General features: G+C 33.6%; 8 protein-coding genes. 3 read left to right on the top strand and 5 right to left on the bottom strand.

Going from position 1 to position 12,253, the window contains the following annotated elements; genetic code table 11:
* Positions 1-33: 33 nt before the first annotated feature.
* Positions 34-456: a YqaA family protein gene (locus tag CAV_RS04925; RefSeq protein WP_094325387.1), complete on the bottom strand. Its 423-nt coding sequence runs from the start codon at positions 454-456 to the stop codon at positions 34-36.
* A gap of 109 nt (positions 457-565) precedes the next feature.
* On the opposite strand from CAV_RS04925, the gene CAV_RS04920 reads away from it, so the two are divergent.
* On the top strand, positions 566-2,047 hold the full coding sequence (locus CAV_RS04920) for an ankyrin repeat domain-containing protein (RefSeq protein WP_094325386.1): 1,482 nt from the start codon (positions 566-568) through the stop codon (positions 2,045-2,047).
* On the opposite strand, the gene uvrA is transcribed toward CAV_RS04920, so the two are convergent.
* From uvrA to rpsO, 4 genes are all read right to left on the bottom strand, one after another.
* A complete protein-coding gene (gene uvrA / locus CAV_RS04915; protein WP_094325385.1) occupies positions 2,027-4,840 on the bottom strand; it encodes an excinuclease ABC subunit UvrA in 2,814 nt (937 codons plus the stop codon). The genes CAV_RS04920 and uvrA overlap by 21 nt on opposite strands.
* Positions 4,841-4,848: 8 nt before the next feature.
* The gene (locus CAV_RS04910; RefSeq protein ID WP_261786986.1) at positions 4,849-5,634 is read right to left on the bottom strand and encodes a sulfite exporter TauE/SafE family protein; all 786 of its coding nucleotides are present in this window, start codon (positions 5,632-5,634) and stop codon (positions 4,849-4,851) included.
* 140 nt (positions 5,635-5,774) lie between these two features.
* The gene (locus tag CAV_RS04905) at positions 5,775-9,086 is read right to left on the bottom strand and encodes an autotransporter outer membrane beta-barrel domain-containing protein (RefSeq protein WP_094325384.1); all 3,312 of its coding nucleotides are present in this window, start codon (positions 9,084-9,086) and stop codon (positions 5,775-5,777) included.
* Positions 9,087-9,250: 164 nt separating this feature from the next.
* On the bottom strand, positions 9,251-9,523 hold the full coding sequence (gene rpsO / locus CAV_RS04900) for a 30S ribosomal protein S15 (RefSeq protein WP_094325383.1): 273 nt from the start codon (positions 9,521-9,523) through the stop codon (positions 9,251-9,253).
* A gap of 162 nt (positions 9,524-9,685) precedes the next feature.
* Between rpsO and CAV_RS04895 the strand changes: the two genes are divergently transcribed.
* Together CAV_RS04895 and flhA are read left to right on the top strand one after the other, a co-directional pair.
* Positions 9,686-10,087, top strand: coding sequence for an Rrf2 family transcriptional regulator (locus tag CAV_RS04895; RefSeq protein ID WP_094325382.1), 402 nt, complete (start codon positions 9,686-9,688; stop codon positions 10,085-10,087).
* Positions 10,088-12,253 carry a flagellar biosynthesis protein FlhA gene (gene flhA, locus CAV_RS04890; protein WP_094325381.1) on the top strand — a complete coding sequence of 722 codons (2,166 nt, stop codon included), beginning with the start codon at positions 10,088-10,090 and terminating at the stop codon, positions 12,251-12,253. It abuts the gene before it with no gap.

The raw sequence follows: 12,253 nt of genomic DNA, 5'->3' as shown, positions 1-12,253 counted from the left end.
TAAATTTAAGTCCAAAGCTTAGCACATCAAAGCTTAAAGCAAAGAAAGTAGTATAAAATACCTAAAAGCCTTGCCTAGAAATATAAAAATACTAGCTTTTAACACAGGGTATTTATTTATGGCAAGTGCTAGCACAAAAATATCTCCAACTATAGGCAAAAAGGCGAAAAATGCGAGCAAAAATCCGTATTTATCGCAGTATTTTTTGTATTTTTGGGCCTTTTGAATGCTCTTTTTTAGATATTTTTCTAAGAAAAATTTAGAGGCAAAAAAGCCTAGTAAATATGTACTTAAGGAACCAAGGGTATTTGATAAGCTAGCCACTATAAAAACTGTTATTTTATCAAAGCCTGCTAGCACAAAGCTTACGACAAAGGCTTCTGAAGCTAGCGGATAAATACTAGCTGAGATAAAGCAAACAAGGGCTAAAAATGGGTACGATAAAGTTTCTAACATTTTTGTATTATAGCCTTTTTATGCTTTGAAAATTTTGTATTTAAATTTAAAGCAAAATTTAGAATTTTTGTACTATAAATATCTGTAGTATAGTGTTTAGGATGTCTTTATGATGAGTGATACAGCTTATGCTTTTTATTATTTTGTGGTGTTTTTTCTAGCTTTTTTATATGCTTTCTTTTATATTATACTATCTGCGGTATTTATATATGAGTATTTTTTAGCGCCGTTTAGAAAGGTAAAAACTTATAGGCGGGTTCTTGTTGCTTGTATCGTTGTGTTAAGTCTTAAACTTATCTTATCTTTAAGTATGTATTCTTTTGTGGCAGTCTTTTTTGATGTATTATGTTTATTGCTTTTATTTTATTTGCTTAGGGTGTTTTACTCGCCTTTTTATAAGGCTTTGCACTGTATGCAAGCTAAGGATTATGTAGGATTTTTTAAGAATTTGCAAAATGCTAATAAATGGTGGAAAATTCGCACATTTAAGGGCTTATCTTTATTTCATTATGCTGTGTTTTTAAATGACTTAAATTTTATAAATATCATGCTTTCTAAACATATAAAAGTAAGTTTTAAAGAAGATGAAAACGAAATAAAGCTTATAAAATACATCAAAGAAATTCAGTCAAAAAATTTGTTTTTGAATTTAAGCGATAGTGAAAAAAAGGAGCTTTTGTTTTTAAGACTTGGCAAAAATGCTAGTTTTGTGGCAAATAGCGGTGTGAAAAAAATGCGTATAAAATTTAAGCAAGTAAATAGCCTTTGTTTTGCTGCATTTTGTTCAAACCACGAGGCGGTGCGTTTGCTGCTTGAAAACAATGCTAATGTCGATGATTACGCTTTGTTTAAGGGTATGAAATTTTACCCTGAAAGCTTTGCTTTGATAAATTTTAATTTCATCATGAGTGATTTTTTCTTAAAAAGATTTAAGCAAGTAAGCAAGAGATTAAAAAGTTTTTATGACTATGAATTTATAGATAAGGCTTGTTTGTACGTGCTTTATGATGATTTAAATTCTTTGAAAAATGCAAAATTTAGCGATTTATACACTTTGTTTTACTTAGCCATAGCACTTTGCAAAATTCAAGTTTTGAGATTTTTACTAGATGAAAAATTACAACATTTAAGTTCTAAGCAAAGGGCTTCCCTGCTTGAAATTTCGCTTAAATTTGACGCTTTGCAAAGCTTTGCTGTTTTAAGCAAAGAATATCATTTTGACACAAGTCTTGCTTTTTTTAATGCTGTGTGTTTTGGCTCTAAAAAGATTGTGAAATATATGCTTGACAATGCTTATAAGCCAAATGACCAAGAAATGATTTATCTTTATTATCTGTATTTTGATAGTAAAAGTGAGGAGCTTTTTGAAATTCTTAAAAGTATAGGCTTAGAATTTAGGGATAAGCAAGGAGAAACCCCGCTTTTATCCGCTGTTAAATACAATCTAAGCGAACAAGCCTTTGCGTTGATTGAGGCAGGGGCGGATACTACTGTTAAAGATAATGAGGGGAGGGATTTGTTATTTTACGCGAAGCAAAATAACAATCAAGAGCTAATTAAGATGTTAAGCTTAGATCTTTTCCAAGCTTAAATAATACCCCGTATAAGAGCCGCTTTTTTTATGCTCCTTTGCTAGTTTTGACACAGAGCCTGTAGCTATAACCTTGCCTCCTTTTACTCCTCCTTCAGGTCCCATATCTATGATATAATCAGCATTTTTTATAACATCTAAGTTATGCTCTATCACAAAGATTGAATTTCCAAGATCTACTAAGTGCTGTAAAACAGATACGAGTTTATTCACATCTTCAAAATGCAGTCCTGTGGTTGGCTCATCAAGTATATAAAGGGTTTTTCCTGTATCGCTTCTGCTTAATTCTTTAGCTAGTTTTATCCTTTGAGCCTCCCCGCCGCTTAGTGTGGTTGCATTTTGTCCAAGGCTTAGATACTCAAGTCCAACCTTTATCAAGGTATCTAGCTTTTGCCTTATCTTTGGCACAGAGCTAAAAAAGTCATAAGCCTCAGCTATGCTCATAGCAAGCACATCAGCTATATTTTTGCCCTTATATCTTATCTCAAGCGTAGCTTCGTTGTATCTTTTGCCTCCACAAGCATCGCAAAGCACCATTATATCGGGTAAGAAGTGCATTTCTATCTTTATCTCTCCATCTCCAGCACATTTTTCACATCTTCCACCCTTTACATTAAAAGAAAAGCGTCCGCTTTTGTATCCTCTCATCTTTGCTTCCTTTGTAAGAGCAAAGAGATTTCTTATCTCGTCCATTGTTCCTGTGTAGGTTGCAGGGTTTGAGCGAGGAGTTCTTCCTATAGGGCTTTGGTCTAGGTAGATTACCTTATCTAGTTTTTCAAGCCCTTCTATCTCCACAGAGCCGATTTTTTTAATCTTTTTTGCGTGATTTAACGCTTCTTTTGCGAAAGGTAGCAGGGTTTGAAGTATGAGTGAGCTTTTTCCAGAGCCTGAAACTCCTGTTATGGCTACTAAATTTGAAAGGGGGAATTTCACATTTAAATTTTTTATATTATTTATACTTACATTTTTAAGCTCTAGCCACTCTTTTTGCTTTCTATTTTTAAGCTGATTAACATCTTTTTTAGCACTCATATATAAAGCCGTTTCGCTTTTAGCCTTTAAAAGCTCTTTAAAAGTGCCAGCAAAAACCACCTCTCCTCCAAATTTACCAGCCTTAGGACCTATATCTACTATATAATCAGCATTTTCTATGGTTTTTTTATCGTGTTCTACTACTATTAAGGTATTTCCCTTTTCTTGCAAGGTTCTAAGCGTTTTTATGAGCTTTTGAGTGTCTCTTTCGTGTAGTCCTATGCTAGGCTCATCCAGCACATACATAACACCGCTAAGTCCTGAGCCTATTTGAGAGGCTATACGTATCCTTTGTGCTTCACCCCCGCTAATAGTCCTTGCATCGCGTCCTAAGCTTAAGTATCCAAGCCCCACATCATATAAAAAGAATAATCTCTCATTTATCTCTTTTAGTATGGGCTTTGCTATAAAGGCATTTTGTTTGCTTAGATAGGAGAAATTTTTTTCCGCATTAAAGAAATTTACACAGTCTTCTATACTCATATCTAAAATTTCGCCTAAATTTTTATCAGCCACCTTAACAGCTAGGCTTTGAGGTCTTAGTCTATGTCCTTTGCAATCCTTGCAAGTTTTTTCACTCATATAATCGCCAAGATCCTTTTCATCCTTTAAGATGTCATAAGCTATCTTTACAACGCCTTCAAATTTTCTTTTAAGCCTGTGTCTTTTCCATAAAAACTCAACTTCCTTAGCACTGCCATACAAGATAAGTTTTTTTTCATCTTCTTTTAGTTCAGAAAATGGGATTTTAAGATTTATTTCATTTTGCTCACAAAAAGCTAGTAAGAATTTATAATAATATGCCCTGTGAAAGCCACTCATTATCTTAATAGCACCTTGTTCTAGGCTTAAGCACTCATTTATGATTTTTTTAAGATCTATGCTGTAGCGAATTCCAAGCCCATCACAGCTCTCGCAAGCTCCTTTGTGTGAATTAAAAGAAAAGCTAAGCGGTTCTATGGGCACGAAGGACAATTTACAAGCAAAACAAGCATTGTGCTCGCTATAGTGAAAATGCTTTGCAATGCCTAGCTCTTCAGCGTTTAAAACCTCTAGTTCAAGTTCGCCAAAACTTTCCTCCAAGCCTTTTTCTACATCACTTGCAAGTCTTGCTAAAAGATCTTCTTTTATTTCTAGTCTATCTATGATGAGTTTTATGCTATGTTTTTTGGTTTTTGCTAATTCTATATCCTCATCAAGCCTAACGGTAACTCCGTCTATTTGCGCTCTTACATAGCCTTTGTTTCTAAGATTTTCCAGTAAGTCTACATAACTTCCTTTTTTTTCTCTTACAAGCGGGGCGTAGATGATGATTTTTGCACCCTTTGGCAGCTTTAGAATTTCATTTACTATATCACTTGCACCCATAGATGAAATTTCTTTGCCGCAGTTGTGGCAGTGTTGTTTGCCAATTCTTGCGTATAAAAGTCTTAAATAATCATAAATTTCAGTGATGGTTCCAACCGTTGAGCGAGGGTTTTTAGAGGTGGTTTTTTGATCTATGGCTATGGCAGGAGTTAGGCCTTCTATCTTGTCAATGTCTGGCTTTGCAACTCTATCTAAAAACTGCCTAGCATAAGAGCTTAAACTCTCAATATATCTTCTTTGCCCCTCTGCATAAAGTGTATCAAAGGCTAGGGTGGATTTACCAGAGCCTGAAAGTCCGGTAAAGACTATGAGTTTGTTTTTAGGAAGCTCTAGGCTTATGTTTTTTAGGTTATTTTCTCTTGCGCCTATTATTTTTATTATCTCATTTTTCATTTTTAGCCTTAGTAAAGCTCAAGTTTTTTTAAAAGTGCATTTGCCGTCATACAAATACTTGCTATATAAACAAGGGCTAGGGCGTTTCTATGGGATTTTAACTGCATTTTTTCCATTAATTTTATGCCTAAAAAAACTCCTAGCATAGATGAAAGTCCTATTAAAATTCCACCTATTAAAACCTCCTCACTTATATAACCTTGTCTAAAGAAAGAAAAACTTCCAGCCAAGGAAGCAAAGATTATGAAAAATAAAGATATACACACCGTTTTTTTTGTATCATAGCCAAGAAAATACGCAAGTATAGGAGTTATCAAAAGTCCTCCTCCTATGCCAAGAGAGATGGCAAAAAGACCCGTTATAGCCCCAGCACAAAATAAGATAAATTTTTTAAAATTCTCACTTCTTTGACTCTTTCTAGCCTCTGTTTTAAAGCTAAAGATAAATTTTACAAAAAAGATGATATTTACGCATAAAAACAAGGCGTTTAAGCTAGTATCTGAAAGCAGTTTTATAAGCTCTCCACTAAAACTTGCTCCAAAAAGTCCTCCAAGCCCTACAAAAATCCCATCTTTTAGATCTAAATTCTTTTTTTTATAGTTTAAATAAGAGCCAAAAGACGAGGCAAAGATCATTTGCAAGGCTGACATAGCAACGGCAACATGAGAGCTTAGACCAAAACTTAGCAGGGCTGGCACTATGATTATACCCCCTCCAAGCCCAAAGATACCAGAAGCCATACCAGAAAGTATGCCTATAAAGATACAAAGTATATATAAAATTTCAAAATCCAAAATAAGTCCTTAAATTAAAGCCTTAAATTCTAACATATTTTTAAAATAAAATGAGTAAAAAGGAGATAAATATTTTGCTCGTAAGTGTGTTTTATTGTGATTATTAAGCATGAAAGAATCTTTCATGCTTGAGTTTAAGATTAAAATCTAATTCCATATTCTAATCTTGTGCTAAAGTCTATATTTCTTTTTATATCACTTTGAAATAATACCCTTGAATAAAAATTATCATGAGTAAAATCAATAGCACTTTGCACTCTAAGAGAGTCTTTATCTTTTACATAGTTTTTAGAAGAAAATTTAACATTTGAAGTATCGTTTATATAAGAAGCTTCGTTGTCAAGATTATCTAAGAAAAAGTGATTATACCCACCAAGTAAAGATAAGCCTAAACCATATCCATTAGTAAAGTCTTTATCATAGCTTAGTTTTAAACCAAGAAAAGAGGATAAACTGTGATAAGTATTTTTATCTATATTTAAAGAAGATGCCCCACCTTGTTCTTTTATACTAGGAGTGCTTAAGCTATTATGCTCTATATAAGCTAAAGGAGCTAAGGTAAAAGTTTCACTTAGATTAAAATTAGTTCCTAAACCTAAAAGCTCACTTGTAGTAAAAGCATTATAGCTTGATTTAAAAGTATCAGAAAATGTATTTATGTTTAATACTCTATTCATACTATCATTTTGCATACCAGCTCTTAAAGAGGCAAAGATAAATAAGTTATTTAAATCTACATTAGCAAAAGCACCAAGATAAGCTCCTCTACTTTTCAAAGTAGCAGTATTTCTTTTAAAATCATAATTACTAGCATTTAAGATCAAGTTAAATCCTAGATCTAAAGTATCATTAAATGACTTTGTTACTTTTGCATTTACTCCTCCACCATAAGATTTATAAGATGAAAAGTCTTTATCCTCTCTGACAGAATTATAAGTTCCAAAAGTATATATAGTGCTTATCCACTCATCGTCTTTAAATACATCCTTAGAGTATAAATCAAATACTAATTTATCATTTATATCCTTTTGAAAGTCTAAACTAGCCTTAGCTGCATCTAAATAAACTTTTGAGCTAAGTTCATCTAAAGCTTGTGTAGCTCTAGCTTCATCTGTTAAGAAATCAAGCTCTGTAAATAAAGATGATACATCAGCATTAGGACTTGAATTTAAAGCTAATGAAACAAGTGAATTTGAGATAGAAGTATTTTTAGCTAGACTTGAATAATCCCTATTTATATTAATAGTGCTACTTGCCTCATCATAGCTTATGTTTAAAAACTTAGAAAAATCAGCATCATTAGCAAAGCTTACATTAGCAAAGCTTGTAGTTTTTCCATCTATTAACTCAGCTTTATTAAGAGCTATACTAGAAGTATTATAAAAGTCTTTTCCTAAAAAGAATTCTAAATTACCAGAAAGATTTGCATTTCCACCTACAAAGATATTTAATTTACCCTCACTATTTATAGGAGCTTGTAAGGTTGAAGAACTTGTTTGAGTAAAATTATTCTTTACTTCTACTATAGAATCTACTCCTAAACTTGCAGAGCTATTAAGAGAAAGATCATACACTTCTATAGACTTTTCTGTATTAAAATCTGTATTTATATTTAGTTTCAAGCTATCATAGCCTAAGATATTTCCATCAAAGACTACTTTATTAGGATCAAAATTTAAAGATGTAGAGGCTAGTAAATTTGAAGCTCTTGCACTAGGAGTGCTTGTAGGAGTTGTGCCGAAATTTACTTCTGTAAAATATTTATTCATATCATCTGCTTTTAATCTTTCATTATTAGGATCCCAAAGTGAGATAATATCTCCTTTTATAGTGGCTCCATTTTCTATATTTATGTTTTCAACAAAGGCATTGTTAGCTATGTAAATGGCTGCTTCACTTCCTTCTATGTAAGAGCCTTGTTTTACGTTTAGATTTGATACTAAGGCACCATTTAGATTAAATATTTGCATTAAGTTATCTTTTACAGTAGAAGTGATAGAAGCCCCACTTAGCATATAAGAGCCTCTATACTCTGTGTTGTTTCCAAGAGCATTATCTCCAAAATTTATATGCACTCCTATACCATTAGCTATCAATTCAGAGCCTGAGTTTAAATTTATATTATGCTCTTTTCCATAAGCTACTAATAAAGCATTTGAAAAAGCTCCTATGGTATGAATTTTAGAATTTACATTTAAGGTATTATTAGAACCATCTACTCTTATACCAGAGGCTGCAATTCCTTGAGATAAGATATCGTGATTTTGCGTAGCTGTATTAAACCTACCATAGATATGTAAGCCCACACCATAATCACTTTTATTATAAGTATTTGCTATGTATGCAGTGCCTTCCTCATTTCTATCATTAAAGCCTTGCGTGCTTTGCCAGTCTAAAAGATTACTTTCATATATAGAATCCCCATAGTATTGCTTTCTATCAAAATCATAGCCTATATCTTGAAGTATGGCTAGTTCAGCTTCCATATAAAAATTATAATTTCTCCATTGTTGATGAGACATAAGTGAATTATCTAGTTCTATGTGAGAAATATCTGCTCCATCACCTTCCCAGCCATTTATAGGCACTGCATTTACACCATCAAAGCCAAGCCTTGCATTCTTTATAACCTCTAAAACATTATCTCCTACAAAATAAGCATGTCCTTGTGAAGTGCTTAAGCTTTTTATAGTGTTGCTTTGAGTAGCAAGATTAGTATTTCTATCTACTACAAAATAATTATTTGCATCAGCTTGGCTTTTACTGTCAATTATTGCTATATCCTTACTTGCCATTACTCCTTTATAATCTTGCAGATGTCTTGTAAATGCGTTTGAAGTTTCAAACATAAAATTACCATTAACTTGCTTTGCTGAAGCACCTACTCCAAGAGCATGCATTATTTCATGAGTAAAGGTTCCAAAGATACTAAACTGATTTCCATTCGTAGGTAAGGTGCTAGGATTAGGTGCTATATACCAATCTGATATACCCATTCCTATGATACCTGTATATTTAACATCATCGTAGCTAAGACCAGTTGCTTCAACTAATCCTTGATCAAATTCCTCTTTACTAAGATTATTGTAAAGCATATCAGCAAATAAGGCATTATTTCCTTCCCAAAACATATCATAAGAAGCAGCAAATGCATTGTTTTTCATAGGCGAAGTATGCACTACAAATTTCAAAGGCTCTAAATTTGTAGCCCTATCTCCAAGTATATTAGCCCAAAACTGAGTAGCTCTTAAGATTTCTTTTCTTTGAGCTTGATTTAGGGTGTAAGGAGATGTAGATATTTCTCCAGCAAAACTAGAGCTTTCTCCCTGATTATAAAAATTTAACTCAAATATAGGACGACCATTTTTACTATAAACTATCTCAGTATCTACAGCTAAAGCCATACAGGCACTTAAACTTAAAAGTAGGGCAGTTTTTTTAAGACTAAGCATAATTTTCCTTTGTAAAAAGATAATGAAAATGTGATTATACAAAATAAAAATTTGTTTTTTTTTTTTTTTGAAATTTTTTAGTGAATTTTGGAATTTTATATCTTGCTATGTGTAGAATCTACTCAATATTTAATTTTTTGCATCCTTAAAAAAGGATACAAGTTTTATTTATCTCTTAAGTTTAAATCACTTATAAGCTTAGAGTATTTTGCATAGTCTTTTTTCTTTAGGTAGTTTAGCAATCTTTTTCTCTTACCTACCATTTTTAAAAGACCCAAACGAGATGAAAAGTCCTTTTTAAAAACCTTTAAATGCTCTGTTAGCTCAGAAATCCTAGCACTAAGCAAGGCTACTTGAACCTCAGTAGAACCTGTGTCCTTTTCTTTTCTAGCAAATTTAGAGATAATTTGCGACTTTTTAGCCGAATCCAAAGCCATGTTGACCTCCTGATTGGTATATTTTAAAAGCCACAATTCTATCAAAACAAACAAAAACTAAGCTTAAATTTTATTTTTTAAACAAAATTTCGCCACGTAAAAGCTTTAATTAAATAAATCTTGCTACAATGCTTCTCAATATTGATTAGAAAAAGGACAGTTATGCTTTTTACTAAAGCTAGTGAATACGCACTACTTGCTTTGATTTATATAGCAGATAAAAAAGAACCGCAAGATGTTGAAACTATGGCCGAAAAGCTTGATATATCAAGGTCTTTTCTCGCTAAAATTTTGCAAGTTTTGGCAAGAGATGGTTTATTAATATCTTACAAGGGGGCAAAAGGCGGCTTCTTGCTCAGCAAAGACGCTAAGGAATACACCTTAGAAGAGATTGTAAACAGTGCTGAAAGAAAGCAGGTGAGTGTATTTGAATGCTCTAGAGGGGTTTGTCCTAGTAATAATGTTAAGTGTCTTATGTTGCCTGTCTTGGTTGATTTGCAAAATAAGATGAACGAATACCTATCAAATATCACACTTTTTGATGTAATTAATAAAAAAAGCTAAATGGCAAGACGAAAAATATTTGATCTTGTAGCACCATATCTAGGTCCTTTAATAGCACCTGTTATAAAGGCCAAGTCTTTAACTATAGTTGGCTTTATAGCTTGTATCTTAGCTGTTATTATAGTGCCTTTGCCGGCTGCTATACTAGACTTTTTCTTGGCTTTAAGCATAGCCATTGCAGTTTTGATTATATTAATTTCTATTTACATACCAAAGCCAACAGATTTGACAACCTTTCCTACTTTAATCCTCATAATTACGCTTTTTAGACTAGCGCTAAATATAGCCACTACGCGTATGATTTTAAGTGAGGGGCAAAATGGGCCTGCTGCTGTGAGCGAAATCATAGCTTCTTTTGGAGAATTCGTAGTTGGCGGTAATTATGTCATTGGTGTCATAGTTTTTTCCATACTTGTTTTGATAAATTTCATGGTTGTTACAAAGGGAAGTACCAGGGTTTCTGAAGTGCAAGCAAGATTTACCCTTGATGCAATGCCTGGTAAGCAAATGGCGATAGACGCGGACTTAAACGCTGGTTTGATAGATGAAAACACGGCAAGAACAAGAAGACAAGAAATCATTGCTGAGGCAAATTTCTACGGAGCCATGGACGGTTCATCTAAATTCATAAAAGGCGACGCAGTAGCCGGTATCATCATCACTATTATAAATATAATAGGCGGTTTTTCCATAGGATATTTTCAGCACGATATGCCTTTGGCCGACTGTGCTGCTACTTACACTATACTAACCATAGGGGATGGGCTTGTATCGCAAATTCCAGGTCTTATCGTAGCCACAGCAACAGCTATCATCATAACAAGGGCTAGTAAAGATGAGGATAACTTCGCAGAAGGTACACTAAATCAACTTTTAAGCGAGTATAGAACTCTTTTAATAGTTGGTTTTATACTTTTTATCTTTGCTTTGGTGCCAGGGCTTCCAACACTTTCGCTAGGCTTTATGGCTCTTGTGTTTTTAGGGCTTGGCTATCTTACAAAGCAAGTAAGAGAGGGTAAGATAGATTTAACCCAGCCTCTTAGAAAAAAAGATATCGCCGCCTCACAACAAGCAGCTGCTGCTAAAGCACCTCCTAAAAAGAAAAGCGAAGAGGAGATTATAAGAGAGGAAGAGGGCAGGATAAATGATATATTAAAACTTGAGGTTTTAGAGCTTGAGCTTGGATATGGTCTTATAAGACTTGCAGAAAGTGAGCTAACCGAAAGAATTCGCTCTATGAGACGAAGCATAGCTCAAAGCCTTGGCTTTTTAATGCCTAAGATTAGGATAAGAGATAATTTGCAGCTTAAGCCAAATGAGTATAATTTCAAGCTAAAAGGCGTGGTTATAGGTAGTAGCGAGGTGTATCCTGATAAATATTTGGCTATGGATAGCGGTTTTATAACCGAAGAGGTGGAAGGAATTGCTACAAAAGAGCCAGCTTTTAACTCAGATGCCTTGTGGATAGATGCAAATTTAAAAGATGAGGCTACTATAAATGGTTATATAGTTATCGACCCTGCTAGCGTCATATCAACTCACATGAGCGAGCTTATAAAGGCTAATGCAGCCGAGCTTCTAACAAGGCAAGAGGTTCAAAACATGCTAGATAAGCTTCAGAAAGACTATCCAGCGGTGATTGAGGATTTACTAAAAATAACCACTGTTGGCGTTATACAAAGGGTGCTTAGAAATTTACTTAAAAACTCAATTCCTATTAAAGATATGATAAGCATACTTGAAGCACTTATGGACATATCAGAGGTTACTAAGAATTTTGATATGATTATAGAGCACGTAAGGGCGTCGCTTGCTAGGGTTATTACGAATTTATATATAGATGAAAAGGGAATTTTAAGCATATATATACTTGATTCAGCGGCTTCGGCAAAGCTTATGGATAGCTTGCAGCTTAGGGATGGAAATTATCATTTAATGATAAATGTAGCTCAAACAGGAGCCATAGTAGAAGCTCTTAGAAGCGAAGTGGCGGCGGTTTCAAGCACCAGAATAAAGCCTTTCGTGCTTTGTGTTGAGCCTCAGCTTAGAAAATTCATAGCTGATATTTGTTCAAATTTCAACCTAAAAATAGTAGTTTTAAGCTTTGCAGAGATAGCAGAGCACACAAATTTCGAAACAGAAGGGGTAATAAAAATTGAATTATAA

Origin of the sequence: Campylobacter avium LMG 24591, from assembly GCF_002238335.1 — a bacterium.
In the GTDB taxonomy this organism is placed as follows: domain Bacteria; phylum Campylobacterota; class Campylobacteria; order Campylobacterales; family Campylobacteraceae; genus Campylobacter_D; species Campylobacter_D avium.
The sequence above is the reverse complement of the archived record's forward strand: the minus strand, read 5'-3'. Positions and strand labels throughout refer to the sequence as shown.

Excerpts from the sequence above, each read along its gene's own strand:
- rpsO (WP_094325383.1), bottom strand. The coding sequence starts at position 9,523 with ATGGCTTTGGATTCGGCTAAAAAGTCGCAAATTATCTCTAAATTTGCT.
- uvrA (WP_094325385.1), bottom strand. The coding sequence starts at position 4,840 with ATGAAAAATGAGATAATAAAAATAATAGGCGCAAGAGAAAATAACCTA.
- CAV_RS04905 (WP_094325384.1), bottom strand. The coding sequence starts at position 9,086 with ATGCTTAGTCTTAAAAAAACTGCCCTACTTTTAAGTTTAAGTGCCTGT.
- flhA (WP_094325381.1), top strand. The coding sequence starts at position 10,088 with ATGGCAAGACGAAAAATATTTGATCTTGTAGCACCATATCTAGGTCCT.
- CAV_RS04925 (WP_094325387.1), bottom strand. The coding sequence starts at position 456 with ATGTTAGAAACTTTATCGTACCCATTTTTAGCCCTTGTTTGCTTTATC.
- CAV_RS04895 (WP_094325382.1), top strand. The coding sequence starts at position 9,686 with ATGCTTTTTACTAAAGCTAGTGAATACGCACTACTTGCTTTGATTTAT.
- CAV_RS04920 (WP_094325386.1), top strand. The coding sequence starts at position 566 with ATGATGAGTGATACAGCTTATGCTTTTTATTATTTTGTGGTGTTTTTT.